The following is a 17,718-nucleotide window of genomic DNA, read 5'->3' on the forward strand; positions in this document are numbered from 1 at the left end:
AGAGTGAGCTATTGAAAGCTATAGAGGAGATATGCAGACCTTAGTTATATGCATAGACAGAGATAACGATCTGGGCGAAAAAGCAAAACTCGAAACCCCGATAGTAGGACGGGAGGCAAATGTTCAGGCTGCCGTCGCACTTGGGATCGCAGACCCGGAGGATTCTGACACAAATACGATTTTCGGCGGAATCAAGATTCTTGATGAGTTACGGGCAAAAGGAACTGATGCTGAGATAGTTTCTTTTGCAGGAGACAAAAATGTTGGAGTGATCTCGGACCAGAAAATTGCCGAGCAGCTTGAAACATTCCTCAATGTGAATGATGTGCAGAGAGCAATATTCGTCTCGGACGGGGCAGAAGACGAAACGCTTGTACCTATTGTCCAATCCCGTATGAGAATTGACTCCGTGAAAAGAATCGTAATAATGCAGAGCCAGAATCTGGAAAGTACTTACTATATCCTGAAACATGTCTTCAGTGACCCGAAAATCTCCCAGACTTTCTTTGTACCTTTAGGACTCGCTTTTCTCATTTATGCAATATTTTTGCTTGCCCGTTATCCAGACGGGGCAGTTGTGGGAATTCTTGCAGCTGTAGGGCTTTACATGTTATACAGAGGTTTTGGGCTGGACGACCTTGTTGCTCTTGAAAAGGAAAAGCTCTGGGACGCTTTTCTTGAACAGAGAATGGTTTTTATCAGCTATATGGCCGCCCTGCTTACAACCCTTGTAGCAACTGCATACGGAGCTACGGAGGTATGGAGACTTTACTCGGCAGACGGGGTATGGTATCAAGGGATTCTTACGCTTATCTCAGTATTCATCAATGCTTCAGTCTGGTGGTATGCAGGAGCCATATTGCTTGCCAATTTTGGAAAAATCTTTGATTTAAGGATGGAAAATAAGCCCATTTATAAAAACGTTGCAATTTCTTTATTTGTGATCGCAACAGGGCTGCTTTTCTGGGGTGCAAGTACATACATTTTAGCGACAGCTTCCCTTTCGAAAGGCGCTACCAGTGACGCAACCCTCGCCCTCCAGTACTTTGTGTATTCGGTTGCAGTTGCGATTCTTATTGCCCTTGCAGGCATAAAATACAGTGTATCAAACCAGGTCTCCGAAAACGAAGAGAAAGGAAGAGGCAGAAGAAAGAAAAAACTTGCCTGACCCAAGCGATCTGCAAAAGAGTTTAAGGCTAAACAAGGCTGGATTAAAGGAAAAATAGGGTAATAACAAAACTACTTGGAAGATAAAAAATGGAAAAAGTAGATGAAAACATTGAGATAGCGGTGCTAGGTGGCGTTGGTTTTAACTCTTATCAGGAATTCGAAAGCCAGCCAATACATACTCCATATGGAGAAGTCACAGCTTATCTTACTACTATAAAAGGGAAAACAATTGCAGTAATCCCCAGGCATGCAGGAGAAAATCATATTCCTCCTCACAGGATTAATTACAGAGCCAATATCTGGGCTGTGCACTCAGTCGGAGCAGAACGTGTAATCTCCACGAACTCCGTAGGCTCAATGAGAGGACATCCGGTGGGCAGCTTTGTAGTACTTGATGATTTCATAGACTTTACCCGAAACCGACCTTCTACCTTTTATGATGACAGAACCGTACATGTCGATGTATCTGAACCTTACTGCCCTGAGATCAGGACAGCTCTTAGAGCCGCTCTGGAAAAACAGGGACTGTCCTATACCGAAGGAATTTATGCCTGTACGGAAGGTCCGCGTTTTGAGACCAGGGCCGAAATCCGCATGATGAGTCAATTTGCAGATGTCGTGGGCATGACAGGCGTACCTGAAGTGAACCTTGCAAAAGAACTCAGCCTCTGTTACGCTTCTCTTGCTATTATCACAAATCAGGCCTGCGGAATGACCACACAGAAACTGACAGCTGATGAAGTCACTGATGTTGTGGGAAAAGCTCAGGACGCAATCTTTGAGATTATTTCGGACACTATAGAAAACATTCCGAAAACTCGAAACTGCAGATGCAGATTTGCAAAGGAAGGAGCCTGTTTGTGAATTATACCTGAGCAATTATACCTGAGCAATTATACCTGAGCAATTATACCTGAGCAATTATATCTGAGCAATTATATCTGAGCAATTATATCTGAGCAATTGTATCTGAGCAATTATATCTGAGCTAAAGATCAATGAACCTATGCTTCTTTCTATAAAACCTTACTTAAAGACTAACAGAATAGTTGCTTCTATATGAATAAATTCCACGTTGCATACTTTCGAATAATAGCTTTATAAAAACACTTTCATCAAATACTTACATTAAACGCTTTCTTGATACCATTTTCCAATAGTTTCTTACCCAAATAGTTCTTAAAATAATCTTCCTAAATAGCATATTCAGCAGTATCGAGATACAGCCAGCACCGGACAATTTTATTAATATAATAATTAAGTGATAAAATATTTATATAATAATGACCATAAGATGAGGTTGCAAAGAAAATAAAGGATAGACTTAGAAGGTAAGAAGGTGTGTTCAGGAAGAATAAAAGAAAACATTGCGCACTGTAAAATACTCTAAACATAAATATTACTCAGAGTTCAAGTACTAACTTTAATAGAACTTAACAAACTCAACATAATCCATTGCGTTTGAACAAAATATAATCGAGGTGGACAGAACCCCACAAATTCGAATAAACTTAACACACTTGAACAAACTTTACCTGCGATACAAACTATGTGCTCGAAATTAAGAAAATAATAGAATATTGACTCCTAAACTTTCAAAATCTAAGCTTTAAAGGAAAATTTGCAGGTTTTGAAGGGAAGCTTACATATACCATTCATATATCAGGATAAAGAATCATGCTCTGGGTCCTAGGTTACGCTGAAAAATCAAAGATAAAAGTTATGGCTATAAAGGACCGGATGAAACAGCCGCTTTATATGGCCGAGCTCCTCATAAAAGATAGTTACAAAGGACCGCGCCCTCTTAAAATCAGGCTCCTCACCGGCAAGAAAAAGGAAGAATTCATTCCTCCACAGCAATTTATAGAGCTCCTGCGTAGTGCAAACCGAATAATGCTCGCAGAGGGAGGAGATCCTGCAAATGAGGCTGCTTTTCTGGAAATGCTTGAAGGTTTTCAACTTAAAGCTGATAAAGTAAAAATTTGTAAACATTGCTGGATAAATGGACGTTTCAACTTTGTAAACAGTAAATCCATTAAGTACAATAACGAACTGATCTGTCTGGATTGTGCAAAAGAAGAACTTTTGCGTGCAGTCCGTTCGGCTGGTGTGCAGTATGGAGAAAAATCCATAGATTTCCTAGAACAGGTGCTCTCAAAAACCCGAGATCTTGACAGGACTATCCGAATGTTGAGCCCTGAAAGGCTGGACCCTGAGTTCACACGTTACGATACTATAAGGACAAATCCCGACAGTGCTACAGTCAGGGTAAAAAGCCTGCCCCTTCAAAAGAAATTCAAGGAGATGCTGCTTGAAAAATCCGAAACCCTGCTGCCTGTTCAGGCATTATCGATAGAAGCAGGACTTCTGGAAGGAAAAAACCAGTTTGTAGTCTCGGCAACAGCAACCGGAAAGACCCTTATAGGGGAGATGGCAGGAATCCATAACATTCTTGATAAAAAAGGAAAAATGCTTTATCTCGTTCCCCTGGTTGCACTTGCAAACCAGAAGTACGACCAGTTCAAAGAGCGTTATTCAAAGCTCGGGCTCACAACTTCCATAAAGATCGGTGCAATTCTCATAAAAACTTCTCAACGCGTGAAGATGCAGACCAGCCCTGGTGCGGATATCATAGTAGGGACTTACGAGGGCATAGACCACATGCTTCGGTCGGGAAATGCCGATTTTCTTGGTAAAATCGGAACTGTAGTAGTGGACGAAGTCCATACTCTCGAAGACCAGGAAAGGGGTCACAGGCTGGACGGGCTTATTGGAAGGCTGAGGTATGTAGCACCAGAAGCTCAATTCATCTATCTCTCTGCAACCGTTGCAAATCCCTCAGGTTATGCGAAGAAACTCGGAGCCCAGCTTGTCCGTTACGAGCACAGGCCGGTTCCTATTGACAGGCACCTTCTTTTCTGCCAGGAAAACGAAAAGGCAAAGTTGATTTCCCAGCTTGCTAAAGAAGAATATTCAATGCTCTCTTCCAAAAAGCATAGGGGACAGACAATCGTATTTACAAACTCCCGTAGAAACTGCCACAAGCTTGCAGGAGCTCTTTCAATTCATGCGGCACCTTACCATGCCGGGCTTTCCCAGTATGAGAGAAAGAAAGTCGAAACTCGCTTTGCAAAAGGAGAGCTCCCAGTAGTTGTAACCACGGCTGCTCTTGCGGCTGGAGTGGATTTTCCGGCTTCCCAGGTGATTTTTGAGTCCCTGGCAATGGGAATAGACTGGATTTCAGTCCAGGATTTTCTGCAGATGAGCGGCAGGGCAGGAAGACCTGACTACCATGATAGAGGAGTTGTTGTGCTTATGCCCGTGCCTGGAAAATCGTACTCAAGTTCACAGTCCGATACCGAAGAAGAGGTTGCAATTAAACTACTCCAGGGAGAAATGTTATCAGCAGGCGTACAGTACGGAGAAACCGAACAGCTCGAGGAAGTACTTGCATCGGTTGCAGTCACCTCCTCAGTGCAGGATCTAAAAATGATCCATAACCAGATGTTTGGAAGCTACGACCTAAACAAGTTGGTTCTGCGCCTTCAGAGCTATCGTTTTGTGGAAAGAAAAGGAAACCGGATAACGCTTACGCGTTTTGGAAAAATTATTTCAGCTCATTTCCTTGAGGTATCGAAAGCTTTTCTGATTAGGGATGCAGTACTTGGAGAGAACGAACCCCTGAAGATTGCAACGAACATGGAGTTTTTTGATGCAGCGTATTTCAAGTACGCAAATCAGATAGGAAGCTCCCTACATGTAAATATGCCTTCAAGGATTTTTCAGGGAGCTACACTTGACATAATTTTTGACGGAGAATCCCTTTCCCATCTTGATGCAAAAATTCAGGGACTTCTGCTGGATTTTGCTTCGGACTTTTTAACCTGTAAATGCAAAGATTCGCCTTACTGTGGCTGCGCAGAACAGAAGTTCTCGGAAAAAATAATCAAGCTGCGTACAGAAGGACTTGAGCCCGGACAGATTATAAAGAAACTTGAAGATAAGTATGGAATTTCAGCCTATCAGGGTGATGTCTTCGGGTACCTGGACAATGCTGTCCGAAACCTTGACGCCGTAGAACTTATAGCAAAGGTACATTCTAAAAAAGGAGTTGCAGAAGAAGCAAAAAAGCTTAAAAAGAAAGTTCAGGGTTAAGATATCAAAAACGTTTTTACAAATAAAAGTATCAAAGCACTTTTACAAATAAAAAATATTAAATATGTCTTTATGGACAAATATATCAAAAACATTTTTGCAGATAACACTGTATAACGAATTAAAAAGTTCCTGCTTATGTGGGATTGTATTGTTTATATTAGAGAATTGACCAGCTTTTTAAGGGCCGGTCAGTATAACGGATCAAAATCTGATCAGATACTCTGAGAGCAAAAATAGAGGTAATTTCATGACCGAGGATGCAGAATCCAGGGAAAATATCGAAAGCACAGCTTCCAAAAAGATTAAGAAAGGCATTACAATCGAGTTTGTAAAGCCTGAGAACTTCAGGCAGATATATGCTATCGGAGCTGCGGGTGGGCACAGCCCTTATGATTTCAGGATCGGTTTTTATAATGACACTCCAAAACTGTTCGGAGATGCCTCGGAATCAAGGGTTATCCAGAGAAGCGTAGAAACCGAAGTGATACTTTCTCCGGTAGCTGCACTTGAGCTTTCCCGCTGGCTGACCCAGCATATAAATGAATACGAATCCGTTTTCGGGCCTATTGCAAGAGCAATCCCGAGACCAAGAAAAGAGTCTGCAAAGCTTGCTGACGAAAGTACGGATCTTCAGGGTTACATCTGACCATTATATACGCCTCTCCACTCAATCAGAATAAAATACCGGATAAAAGAATTGTAAAAGCTATTTGACCCGGGAGTCTTTTGAGAGCTCTTGGAGATCGATGGTTATATATCTCTGTAAAGGATAAGTAGTTTTCAGTTTTCTTAAAAGCCGGTGGAGTGACAACATAAAGAAATTTCTCAGTCGCTGGTATAAAGCGGCTGATACAGACAGCAAGTAAACCGCGGTTGCGGTTGTGGTTTTAATGCGACTTGCTCCTCACTGGCTTGGGACGTAAAAAACAGAAAAGAGTACGGGGAGAATTCAGAATAAATCAGCGAGGGTTTAAATTTGTTCCCAAATAAAAAAGTTCAGAAAATTGTTGGATCAAGAATCCAGGTAGAAATGAAAGGCGACCTTAATCTGCTTGAAGGCACTCTTAAGAGCGTGGATGACTATATGAACCTTCATCTCGTGGACACCATGGAGATTGTAAAAGGAGAAAAAGTTCGTTCCCTTGGTTCAGTAGTACTTCGTGGTAATAACATTATACTGATCACTCCTGTAGAAGAATAAAACTTCATAAGGAACATTATAGTGTGGAATCATGGATCTTGAAGAAGAAGCCTATAACATAATAAAAAGACATAAAGAAGGCGTTTTCCAGAACGTAATCTGGAAAGAGCTGGATATCGACAGCAGAAAATGTTCCAGAATCATAAAGAAGCTTCTGGATAAAGACCTAATTATAAGAGAAATTGGAGTCTCAAACGGGGCAAGAACATACCTGCTGAAAGCAAAGGAAGAGGTTAAGGAAAAATATGACCTCCTGCTTTCAGGACCTTTGTTTTCGGCCTGTACAGGCTGTACGGGTGACTGTCAACCTGAATACTGCGGGAGACTCAGCGAATGGATTGGCAACCTCATTCAAGAAGAGGACAGATCGGAAGATATAGGTGATATGGAATCCGATATCGAAGATGAGGAAGAAGCTGAAGAAGAAATGTGAGGAAGAAATTCCCTAATTCAACAACCAATAACATTTTGAAAGGTACTGGCAGCCGCTAACTATATATAGAAAAACCCCTTATTGAAGAACCCCTTCAATGAGGGGAAAATAAGATACAACAAAAGCTCCGGTAGTGTAGTCCGGCCAATCATTCCGGCCTTTCGAGCCGAAGACTCGGGTTCGAATCCCGGCCGGAGCATCATATTCTTTTTTGCACATTTGTCTTAATATAAGTCTCTTATACTGATAATGTACTTTTTCATTATACTGATAATATGCTTTTTCATTATACTGATAATATGCTTTTTCATTGTACCGAGTAACCCAAATTTGACAGAATTTATTAATTGGCAAAGTATTTTTCTACAAAAAACGTGTAGTATTGACGCAGAATTTTTTGGAAAAATGAAAATAGCAAAAAATCGAGAACAATGTACGGAAACCTCAAATGTAGGGGAAAACAGGGGCATGAAGCTCCTTTTTCATTTTAATTTTTATTTTTCTGTCAAATTAGGGGAGTAATGTGCTTTTTCATCACGTATTCTACTTAAGTATAAGGACATTTTCTATTTACTTATAACATATTTCCTGATATTCATAAAGTCAATGTTATCAATTGCAAATACTAAGGTTGAGCGCGAAAGTTTATGATTTATGACCTGTCCGCTTAGATTCCTTATATCAAACATATTTTTAGAAAATCTTTTAGAAATTTTAGAAAACTTTTGAGAAAATTTTACTCTACCTATAAAAAGGAATATGAAATAAATCAAACAGTTATTACATAAAAGATTATCTCATTAATTGATTACACTAGAAACTGCAGACAAGGGACAGATTTATATATTACTAAAGTCTATTGAAGGTCTCGCTGTGAGATGCAATGTGCTCCGGTAGTGTAGTCCGGCCAATCATTCCGGCCTTTCGAGCCGAAGACTCGGGTTCGAATCCCGGCCGGAGCACCATGTTCTTTTATATGGAACTTTTTTCATTAGTAATCAGTAATTATTCTATGCTATTTTTTACTTGACCTTTTATTTTTTATGTGATCTTATGCATTTATTACATGACTTTTTATATATTTTTATACAATTTTACGTGATTTTACTGTAATGATTTTTATTATAATATTCTAATAATATTTTATATAATATTTTATTTTCTTTATATATGAGTACAGAAAAAATTAGATGTTAAGGCTTTGCTTGTTTGTTAAGTTTCTTAATTGTTTAACTTTCCATTCTGCATTTTTAACTCTCTACTCTGCATTTTTAACTCTTTACTCTGCATTTTTAACTCTCTACTCTGCATTTTTAACTCTTTACTCTGCATTTTTAACTCTCTACTCTGCATTCTTAACTCTAATTTTCTCCAGCTGCTTATTTAACCCTTTTTCAGGATAAAAGAACGAAACTCCTTTATTTCCCTTATTTTTTCCAGATTTTGTTCCGTATCAAGCATTCCTGCCGTGTTGATGGATTCAAGCGCAGCTTTTGCGGCAAAGCAGGCTCCTTTGAGGCCCTGCTCCAGAGAAAGCACCCTAATCGTTTCCAGAGACCATGCTATTTGGACAAGTATGTTTTTCATTCCGTGCCGAGAGACCTCAGTTCCCAGGTTTTCAAGTGCCTCGATTACTGCCTTTACGTAAGACTCGCTATTTTCCCTTACAGCAGCATTACCCAGATCTTCAAGAGTAACCGCAGCTTCCAGAGTACAGGTTTCTATTGCCTGTTCGGCAGAAGCAATTCCTATCTCCCCAAGGTAATCGATAGCAGTAATTCCAGCCTTATAAAAGCCTTTTTCTATGGATAACATAGATACCTGCATAAGGTAAACCTCAGAAAGGCTGACCAGCGTTTCCATTTTAATTCTTGAAAAGCTCTTCCCGCAAATTCCAAGTGATTCGGCTGCACTTCTGGCTGCCATTTCCAGGCCTTTTCCTGTAAACTCCAGGGCAAGACTCCCGACAATGGATAAAGTCTTTATAGCAATCTGGACCCTTTTTTGACCGGCAGCCTCAAGAGCTATATCTCCAAGAATACGACCTGAAACTGAGCATGCCTGCTCCATTTTCATCTCGGCAGATACTCTCGCTATATCCCCTATAGAAATGATTAGTGCTTTTATATCTAACTCATTCTCAGCATCGGCTTCAAGGGGGATTAACTGGAGTGCAAAGCCCTTAAGTTTGTCAACAGCTTCTACTGTTCCTTTCAGGTCCCCACTATATGCTTTTTTGAATCCTTCCTCAATAGTCCTGACTTCATCCAGATCGTTTACATTAACTGACGATATACCATACCCCACAATAGTCTTTGTAAGTCCTATTGTTCTTACATCAGATTAGTTTTCCTATCGAAAGCGACTTTTGACTTGCTCTTCAACTCTACAACCTTTAGAACCAGTGTTTAATGAAAAACGGATAAGTATCACCTTTTAATTGTTTAACATAAGTAAATTTCACATATTTATGGAGAAGTTAAGAATTAAACCAGGTCAAAAAAACAAGCTCAAAAGGCACATTTATTTTCACAACTGTTTAACAAAGTTATTACATGACAGAGTTATTACATGACAAATTGACACGTGACAAAATCGACGTATGACAAAATTGACACATACTTTTCTAGTTGGAAAATTCTCCCTTAAATTTGAAGATGAAACTAATATAAGTATAATGCAGGCTACTAAAGCATAAAGTTTATATATTAATGTACATTATTATGCCTTATAGTACGAAGTTGTGTAATAGAATTACCACGTTCAATTGAATTGTCGAGTTTATAATCACAGTAATTCAGATTACGGGAGAATTTCCCGAAGAGTATTTACAGGTTGTGTGGTTTTTAATGAAATCTCAGGATATTGCCATTGTTGGAATTTTGCTTGCAGTCGGCGCAATAGTGCGCTATTTATCCCTTATAATTCCGGGTCCTATCGTTTCAAATCTTGTAATAGCGTTTTACTGCCTTGCCATAATCCTTGTAATGCCCACATTTACGGAAGTAATAGGTATAGGGATTGTAGCAGGCATAGTGTGCGCATTTCTCAGTCATTCGATATTTCCGCCTGCAAACCTTATCAGTGAGCCTGTGGGTGCCATTGCCTGCCTTGTCACGTACACAAGTCTCAGGAATAAGTTTTCATTTTCTCCCGTGCCTTCAACGCTGGTAGGAACTCTGATCAGCGGATCAACATTTGTAATCGTTGCAATGATTATGATTGCTCCTGCGATACTTTCCAAGTTCGCAACCATGGGAGCTTTTGTAGCTGCTACGGTCCCGATAGTAATAGGGACCGCAATCGTCAATGCAATCATTGTGCAGATACTTTACCTGCCTGCCTCAAGGGTGCTTGCCCGGGGGAAAGCATGATCGAATTGAAAGATTTTTCATACACCTACGGAACAGCTGAAAACCCTGTCCTGAAAAAAATTAACCTTGAGGTCCGACAGGGAGAACTGCTTCTGGTTACCGGGCACAGTGCAGCCGGAAAGACAACACTGGCTCTTGCTATGGCAGGCGTCCTGCACCATGAAATAGAGGGCAAGACCGAAGGAGAAATCATTTTCAAAGACCGAAACATAAAAAGTTTTAACGGCATGAAGGAACTGAGCCGACATATCGGGATGGTTTTTGATGATGCGGAATCACAGCTTATCTTCACAAGTGTCGAAGAGGAAATCCATTCCGGGCTTGAAAACCGGAGTTATTCCAAAAAAGAACTGAGACACAGGCTGGAAGAAGTAATGGAACTCTGCGAAATCAGCCATCTTAGAAACCGGGCCCCACATGCTCTTTCCGGAGGGCAGAAGCAAAAAGTTGCACTTGCAGCAACCCTTGCCCTCGATACCGAAGTCCTTATCCTTGACGAAGCTACAGCCGAACTGGATACAAAGGCCGTAAGAAGAATCTTTTCAATCTTGAAACGGCTGAAAGAGTCCGGAAAGACTATCATAATCATAGACCACAACATAGACGATTTCCTCGAAATCGGGGATAGGGTTGTGCTGCTTGAAAAGGGCAAAATAAAAGCTATAAAAAGTCCGACTGATTTTTCAGCGTCTTCTCTTGCAGCATCTTCTCTCTCTTCAGAACAGGAAATTTCTGAAACTAGCAGACAAAATCTTTATATGCCTCAGAATAAGGTTAAGGAAAGACAGCCCATTATTTCCGTAAAAAATCTCACACAGCGTTACGGAGAAGTCCTGGCACTCGACAGCATAGACCTGGAGATTTATCTTGGAGAGCTCGTTGCTGTGCTGGGCGAGAATGGTTCAGGCAAAACAACCCTTGTCAAACACTTCAATGGACTTTTACGCCCTTATTACGGAAGCGTAATTATAAAAGGCCTCGAAACTTCAAAAACTCCTGTAAACGAGCTTGTCAAACACACCGGCCTGGTCTTTCAGAACCCTGACAATATGCTTTTTGAAGATACCGTCGAAGCAGAAATTGCTTTCGGATTAAATAATATAAATATAGAAGGGCTTGAAGCTGAAAAAGCAATATCCGATTCCCTTGAACTTGTAAATCTTGAGGAAAAACTGAGAGTTTTTCCTCGAAACCTGAGCAGGGGAGAAAGGCAGAGGCTGGCAGTTGCCTGCGTAATTGCCATGAAGCCCGAACTTATCGTGCTCGATGAACCTACAACAGGTCTGGACGCCGAAGAATCGGACAATATGATGCACCTTATACGAAAGCTTCAGCAGGAAGGGCACACAATAGTCATGGTAACCCATAACATGCAAATAGTAAAAGACCATGCTGAGAGGGTTATTCGCATGGCTGACGGAAAAATAATCGAAGATACCAGAAAGGAAACTGCAGATAGCGAGCAGGTGAACAGAGGACATATTGGAGGCATTTGTGCATGAAGGAGATTATGCAGTATATTAATAGTGACAGCTTTTTACACAGCATGAACCCACTCTCCAAAATTGTAGCTGTTGCAGGAATTATAGTTCTGAGCGTTTTTACAACGAGTTCCATAGTCCTGGCGCTTATGGTACTTGGAATCTTTCTGGTATCCCTCAAAGCCGGACTCCATCACGAACTTATCAGACAGCTCAAACTTCTTGTTTTCCTGAGTTTGAGCCTGATCCTGCTAACAGTTTTTACCATGAAAAGTGGAGTAACCCTGGGATTTCTTATCCCTGCAGGAACTCTTACTGCCAAGGGGATCTTTCCAGTTACTACCGGAGCTCTGGATTTTGGAGTGGTTCTTTCCCTTCGATTCTTTGCAATGCTCTTCGCCTTTCAGCTTCTTGTGGTCACTACAAGGCCCAGTGACCTCATGAAAGCTCTTCTGGAAATCCACATTCCTGTGGATTATGTGCTTATGTTTGTAATTGCCCTTCGGTTTATCCCGAGCTTGCAGGTCGAAGGCCAGCGCATTCATGAAGCCCAGCTTGCAAGAGGTTACAATCCGGGAAAAGGGCTTCGTGGAAAGGTAAGGAGTATAAAGCCGCTTCTTGTGCCCCTGGTAGCAAATTCTCTTGGAAGAACCCAGGTCCTTGGCCTGACCATGGATATGAGGGGATACAGAGACAGACACAGCGTGGACAAGGACCGGCTTGCCTGGAATAGAGTAGACTTTGCAGCCGTAGGCTGTGTGGCTCTCATGGGAATCGGCATAGTACTTACAGGACTTATATGAATTATCCTCCAAAAATGGAGGAACTCAAAATTTTCGGCTTTTCTTTATAATCCTTACCTTGCATTTCGGATTTCGCTCCTTTTAACAGAAATTCTGCCACTTTTTGTGTAAATACCCAGGGAATTGGCTTATTTACTTTATTTTCAAAAAACTGAACTCGCTAGTTGAAATCACTCATTTAATTGCTAGAATGTTCACCAGTACAGAGATATTAAGGGGATATTAAGAAAAGTTAAAAAGGATTTTTAATTGACTTTTTATGTCAATATTAATTTAATGTGTTTATAAATGAAATTATACGTCCATATAATGAGCAACACTTGTTAGTACACACACAAATAAAAGTGACTCATCAAAGGACTTAAATAGAATAGGACAGTTATTGGTTGTTTGAAGATTTGAAAAGGTAAAATTGGGGGAAAACTCAAAAGCTGAATTTCAACCGGGAGAAAAACTAGATTGTTTGTACGATTTACCTGGATTAAAAAATTATGCTAAAAATTATGCTAAAAATTATGCTAAAAATTATGCTAAAAATTAATCAAAAATAGTTAAATTAAACGTAATTAAATGTCCAAGTTAAGCTAAAAGTTAGTTAATTGATTGAGAGCCCTTTTTGATGACCCTTGAGCTCTCAATCGGTGAAACCCCCTTGAAGAATACTCCCCCATATTCTTCCCATAGTTGCAAGAGACCAGTACAAACATTTAATTGATTGTGGTGATTGATTGAGAGTTCCTTTATGATCCTGAACTCTCAATCGATGAAACCCCTACAGAAAAACTCCCCATACGCTATGCACAAAGGTGTACTATTGCGCTTCTCTTACAACTACATCCTTCTAATGCTGAAATCTTATATATAATAAATTACGTTAAATATTCAATTGCCCATCGTTTTTGTATTGTCATAAACTTTTTAGCACGGGAATAAATTTAAGTACTCTTCAAAAATACAATCAATATTTAAAATTTGCTGACATCTAATTTTTTAATAGCTTTGAAATTTCAAAGCGTAAGAATTAACGAATTGAAATTCAATTGAGAAAGAAAATCGACCTTAATGGTCGATGAAACAACCTGGATAGTAATACAACCAGTCAACTTTTTAACATATACTACCGGTAATTATCATGGCAGTTAATAGTTGTTAATAACTATTGATAACTATCAATGGCTGTCAGAATGGCTGTCAGTAGTTGTTAATAGCTATCAGTAGTTGTTAATAGCTATCAGTAGTTGTTAATAGCTATCAGTAGTTGTTAATAGCTATCAGTAGTTGTTAATAGCTATCAGTAGTTGTTAATAACTATCAATAGCTATCAATAGTTGTTAACAGCTACCAATAAATATCAATGGATATCAATAATTATCATAACTATCAATAACTGTTGAGGACTTCGATAAACCTCTGATTTCAACATATTACTTATATACCCTTTATAAGCAACTAGCCAAAAATCTGGGTTTATCGAAGTCCTCTGTTATTAATAAACTGTTAACTATCAATAGCTACTGACTTTAATAAATCGCTACTTTAACCTTGCTTATTAAGAAGTTCCACAGACAGTTCTCTTAACCTGTACTTTTGAATCTTACCGCTTGCTGTCAGCGGGAATTCGCCTACAATGAATACATGCTTTGGAACCTTATAGCGGGCGATCTTGCTTAAGGCATAATCCCTGATATCGGCTTCTGTAAGGTCTGCACCTTTCTTGAGAATCACAAAGGCACCTACAATTTCCCCGTATTTTTTGTCAGGGATACCGACAACCTGAACGTCCGTAACTTCAGGTATGGTGAGCAGGAGTTCCTCAATCTCCCTTGGATAGATGTTTTCTCCTCCCCTGATAATCATGTCCTTAATCCTACCTGTGATCCTGTAATAACCGTTTTCGTCACAGGTCCCAAGGTCTCCACTGTGAAGCCAGCCATCTTCATCGATAACTTTTTTCGTTTCTTCAGGCATCTTATAGTAACCTTTCATCACATTATACCCGCGACAACATATCTCTCCTACAGTGTTTGGGGGCAGCGGTTCATTGGTATCGGGATCAACAACCCTGACTTCTACGCCCGGGAAATGCTTACCAACAGTTTCGACCCTGAGTTCCAGAGGATCATTCACATCAGTTTGGGTCATACCAGGAGATGCTTCCGTAAGTCCGTAAACACTGGTAATCTGATAGCAATGCATATCATTTACGACTTTTTTCATGGCTTCTACTGGGCAAGTGGAACCTGCCATAATTCCTGTCCTCAGGGAAGATAGGTCGAACATGTCAAACATCGGATGCGTATATTCGGCAATAAACATTGTAGGCACACCGTAAAGAGCCGTACATTTCTCTTTATGTACCGCAGCAAGCACCAGTAGAGGATCAAAAATTTCGAGCATAACAAGCGTTCCTCTATGGGTCAGAATGGCCATAACTCCGAGCACTATCCCGAAACAGTGAAAAAGTGGCACAGGAAAACAGAGTCTGTCCACATAGGTGAACTTCTGCCGATCTCCAATAGAAAGCCCGTTATTTAAGATATTTTTATGAGTCAGCATGACTCCTTTAGGAAAACCTGTCGTTCCTGATGTATATTGCATATTGACAACATCGTCACAGTCAACACTGGCCATAATCTCGCGGAGCTCGTTATCAGGGTAATGGCTGCCAAGAAGCATGAGCTCGTTTGTATTGTACATACCCCGGTGCTTTTCCTGTCCTACGTAAATTATACTCTTAAGATAGGGAAAGTTTTTGCTTTTCAGTCTTCCTCTCTCAGAGGTTTTGAGCTCAGGGACAAGTTCATTTATTATTTCAATATAATCAACGTCTCTGTAGCTATCAATCATAGCCAGGGCTTTCATATCGGACTGTTTTAATACGTATTCGACCTCATGGCTCTTGTAGGCAGTATTCACAGTAACAAGCACTGCCCCGATCTTTGCTGTGGCAAACATGAAGGTAAGCCAGTCAGGGACGTTTTTTGCCCAGATTCCTACATGGTCTCCTTTTGTTATGCCTATAGCTAGCAGCCCTTTTGCAAGGTTATTGACCCTTTCGTTGAACTGCCCATAAGTAAAACGAAGGTTGCGGTCAGGATAAACAATAAACTCGTGGTCAGGGTCTACAGCCACCTGTTTTTCAAAGTAGTTTCCGAGGGACTCTTCTATAAGATGCATTGTATCAGCCTCTCATTTGCATTATCATTTTTTTGGAGCTGTCTGCTTGCGAACAGAGATATCCAGTATGCTCCAAAATTATGCTCCAAAATTATGCTCCAAAACTCGATTTGCGGGCAGTCAGTCAAGTAATTCAAGTAGAGCAAGGGGAATCCGTATCCGTTTCAGCATTATTCATCGCAGGAAGCATGTGTGAGGTCAGAATTTCGCGGATAGAATCAGGAAGAGGAATTGCTTTCTGGAGTTTGAAGTCGTAATAAACCAGCACTGCCTGACCCTTTACCTTGAGTTCGCCTTCCTGCCATGCTTCGTGTCCAACAGTAAATGAACTGTTCCCTATCTTTGCAATATAAGTCCTGATTTCCACATCCGACCTGAAGTACATCTGGTGCAGAAAATCAAACTCAGTCCTGACTAGAATAAGGTGCCATACATCAGGGCTAAGATCAAGGTCCGGTGAAAAAAGCCGGAACACGGAGTTTCTTCCAATTTCGAACCAGACCGGGAGGACAGTATTATTCACATGCCCAAGCCCGTCTATGTCCCCAAAACGCGGACTAACAATTGTACTGAACATTTTGATTCCTTAACTCTCAAGTACTTGTGTTTAAATTTCTGAAATCTGGAGTTTCTCCAGCCAGTAAAAATTAAGTGCCCACTCTCTCCTCTGCCTGATTGCGGCTTTACAGAGGAGCATAGATTACAGCTAGAATTTTTGCGTCCTCTTTCCCTGCTGCATGTACATCATGCGGGATAATAGAGTCATAATAAATGCTGTCTCCGGCGTTTAGCCTATGGACATCCTTTCCATAGAATATCTCGATTTCCCCGGACAGGACATAAATGAACTCCTCTCCTTCATGAGAAGATGGTTGGTGGCTTTCCTCGGGAGACGGATGAATATCAATGATAAAAGGCTCCATGTTGCGGTCTGCTTTATCGGAGGCAAGGGAATAAAACTCAAGAGCACTCTTCTTGGGTTTTTCAGTCTTCCCTGAAAAACGGACTACATTCTCTGACAGTCCTTCCCTGACAATTACAGGTCCGCTCTGGGGCATATCATCCAGAAAAGTACCAAGCCGGACGCCTAAAGCCCGGGCAATCTTTAAAAGAGGTGTTAAGGAAGGAACAAGGGCCCCATTTTCTAGCTGCTGGATTGATTCCTCGCTGCTCTGACTGGCTTCAGCCAGTTCTTCAACAGTCATCTCCCTGGCTTCTCTAAGCTGGCGTATCTTACTACCGACACGGTTCTCTTCTGACATTTTTAATTTCCTCACAAATTATACGGGTAGCGGACCTGGCAGAAAAATATAAGCCAGTATCCTTTGATAGCCTCAAAGGCTTATCTCTTTTGCATCCATCTATTATAAAAAAATATCTTTAATGGATACCCTATATAAGCCACTGTGATAAAATGAATAAAGATACTTTATCGAAGCCCAAGTATAATTTGTCAAATAGTTTGTAGATTATGAGAACTAGTTTTATGAAAACTAATTTTATGAGAGCTAATTTTGTGAGAACTAATTTTATGAGAACTATATTGGATATCGTTGTAAAAATAATGCTTTAAAGTTTTGTATCCATGAAGTCCTAATATGGGCAAATAAAACATTGGCTGTGCGTAATTGAGAGTAAAAGGTAATTAGTATTCAAGGTCAGTTCCCTTGTAAATTCAAGGAACTTAAAAAAAATTTGTCTTAGATATTTATATTGAAACAGATGCGTACCATACAAAGTAGGAAGTTATTCTTGACTATAAACTGTCTGAAACAAGATACAAAGAGTAAAACAAGATACAAAGAGTAAAACAAGATACAAAGAGTAAAACAAGATACAAAGAGTAAAACATAATATGAATGACGGATAGCAACAAAAATTTGAGAAATAATTGAACATCGGCAAAGACCAAAAACGAAAC

The 17,718-nt window shown here is 40.2% G+C and carries 16 protein-coding genes and 2 tRNA genes; 13 read left to right on the forward strand and 5 right to left on the reverse strand.

Annotated features, from left to right (window positions below; translation table 11 throughout):
* Positions 1 to 31: 31 nt before the first annotated feature.
* From MSBR3_RS06470 to MSBR3_RS06510, 8 genes are all read left to right on the forward strand, one after another.
* Positions 32 to 1,168 carry a DUF373 family protein gene (locus MSBR3_RS06470; RefSeq protein WP_048107200.1) on the forward strand — a complete coding sequence of 379 codons (1,137 nt, stop codon included), beginning with the start codon at positions 32 to 34 and terminating at the stop codon, positions 1,166 to 1,168.
* A gap of 89 nt (positions 1,169 to 1,257) precedes the next feature.
* Positions 1,258 to 2,034 carry an S-methyl-5'-thioadenosine phosphorylase gene (gene mtnP, locus MSBR3_RS06475; RefSeq protein ID WP_048107201.1) on the forward strand — a complete coding sequence of 259 codons (777 nt, stop codon included), beginning with the start codon at positions 1,258 to 1,260 and terminating at the stop codon, positions 2,032 to 2,034.
* Between the two features lie 810 nt (positions 2,035 to 2,844).
* Positions 2,845 to 5,325, forward strand: a complete 2,481-nt coding sequence (locus tag MSBR3_RS06480) for a DUF5814 domain-containing protein (protein WP_048107202.1) — start codon at positions 2,845 to 2,847, stop codon at positions 5,323 to 5,325.
* A gap of 250 nt (positions 5,326 to 5,575) precedes the next feature.
* Positions 5,576 to 5,974, forward strand: coding sequence for a DUF3467 domain-containing protein (locus MSBR3_RS06485; RefSeq protein ID WP_048107203.1), 399 nt, complete (start codon positions 5,576 to 5,578; stop codon positions 5,972 to 5,974).
* A 330-nt stretch (positions 5,975 to 6,304) separates the two neighbouring features.
* Entirely contained in the window at positions 6,305 to 6,529 is a 225-nt protein-coding gene (locus tag MSBR3_RS06490; protein ID WP_048107204.1) for an LSM domain-containing protein, read from the forward strand.
* Positions 6,530 to 6,560: 31 nt separating this feature from the next.
* Positions 6,561 to 6,962 carry a helix-turn-helix transcriptional regulator gene (locus MSBR3_RS06495; RefSeq protein ID WP_048107205.1) on the forward strand — a complete coding sequence of 134 codons (402 nt, stop codon included), beginning with the start codon at positions 6,561 to 6,563 and terminating at the stop codon, positions 6,960 to 6,962.
* 124 nt (positions 6,963 to 7,086) lie between these two features.
* Positions 7,087 to 7,161: transfer RNA gene (locus MSBR3_RS06500), tRNA-Glu, on the forward strand.
* 688 nt (positions 7,162 to 7,849) lie between these two features.
* Positions 7,850 to 7,927 (forward strand) — tRNA-Glu (locus MSBR3_RS06510).
* A gap of 256 nt (positions 7,928 to 8,183) precedes the next feature.
* Here the strand turns inward: MSBR3_RS06510 and MSBR3_RS21395 are convergent.
* Positions 8,184 to 8,315, reverse strand: a complete 132-nt coding sequence (locus tag MSBR3_RS21395; protein ID WP_268989125.1) for a hypothetical protein — start codon at positions 8,313 to 8,315, stop codon at positions 8,184 to 8,186.
* A gap of 30 nt (positions 8,316 to 8,345) precedes the next feature.
* Entirely contained in the window at positions 8,346 to 9,269 is a 924-nt protein-coding gene (locus tag MSBR3_RS06515; RefSeq protein ID WP_052723313.1) for a hypothetical protein, read from the reverse strand.
* 542 nt (positions 9,270 to 9,811) lie between these two features.
* Here MSBR3_RS06515 and MSBR3_RS06520 point away from each other — a divergent pair.
* The 5 genes from MSBR3_RS06520 to MSBR3_RS21735 all read left to right on the forward strand — a co-directional run bounded on the left by MSBR3_RS06520 (position 9,812) and on the right by MSBR3_RS21735 (position 14,138).
* Positions 9,812 to 10,336, forward strand: coding sequence for a hypothetical protein (locus MSBR3_RS06520; protein ID WP_048107207.1), 525 nt, complete (start codon positions 9,812 to 9,814; stop codon positions 10,334 to 10,336).
* Positions 10,333 to 11,838 (forward strand): ABC transporter ATP-binding protein, encoded by a 1,506-nt coding sequence (locus tag MSBR3_RS06525; protein ID WP_048107208.1) that lies wholly within the window; start codon positions 10,333 to 10,335, stop codon positions 11,836 to 11,838. The genes MSBR3_RS06520 and MSBR3_RS06525 overlap by 4 nt, the downstream gene beginning before the upstream one ends.
* The gene (locus MSBR3_RS06530; RefSeq protein ID WP_048107209.1) at positions 11,835 to 12,620 is read left to right on the forward strand and encodes an energy-coupling factor transporter transmembrane component T family protein; all 786 of its coding nucleotides are present in this window, start codon (positions 11,835 to 11,837) and stop codon (positions 12,618 to 12,620) included. Before MSBR3_RS06525 ends, MSBR3_RS06530 begins: the two co-directional genes overlap by 4 nt.
* 412 nt (positions 12,621 to 13,032) lie before the next feature.
* Positions 13,033 to 13,161: a hypothetical protein gene (locus MSBR3_RS21400; protein ID WP_268989126.1), complete on the forward strand. Its 129-nt coding sequence runs from the start codon at positions 13,033 to 13,035 to the stop codon at positions 13,159 to 13,161.
* An 842-nt stretch (positions 13,162 to 14,003) separates the two neighbouring features.
* Complete coding sequence (locus MSBR3_RS21735; protein WP_196297051.1) at positions 14,004 to 14,138, forward strand: hypothetical protein; 135 nt, start codon at positions 14,004 to 14,006, stop codon at positions 14,136 to 14,138.
* 18 nt (positions 14,139 to 14,156) lie between these two features.
* Here MSBR3_RS21735 and MSBR3_RS06535 read toward each other — a convergent pair whose 3' ends face one another.
* From MSBR3_RS06535 to MSBR3_RS06545, 3 genes are all read right to left on the reverse strand, one after another.
* Complete coding sequence (locus MSBR3_RS06535) at positions 14,157 to 15,797, reverse strand: AMP-binding protein (protein WP_048107210.1); 1,641 nt, start codon at positions 15,795 to 15,797, stop codon at positions 14,157 to 14,159.
* A 133-nt stretch (positions 15,798 to 15,930) separates the two neighbouring features.
* Complete coding sequence (locus MSBR3_RS06540; protein ID WP_048107211.1) at positions 15,931 to 16,374, reverse strand: acyl-CoA thioesterase; 444 nt, start codon at positions 16,372 to 16,374, stop codon at positions 15,931 to 15,933.
* Between the two features lie 106 nt (positions 16,375 to 16,480).
* Entirely contained in the window at positions 16,481 to 17,059 is a 579-nt protein-coding gene (locus MSBR3_RS06545; protein ID WP_048107212.1) for a helix-turn-helix domain-containing protein, read from the reverse strand.
* Positions 17,060 to 17,718 lie beyond the last annotated feature (659 nt).

Source organism: Methanosarcina barkeri 3 (assembly GCF_000970305.1).
GTDB lineage: Archaea > Halobacteriota > Methanosarcinia > Methanosarcinales > Methanosarcinaceae > Methanosarcina > Methanosarcina barkeri_A.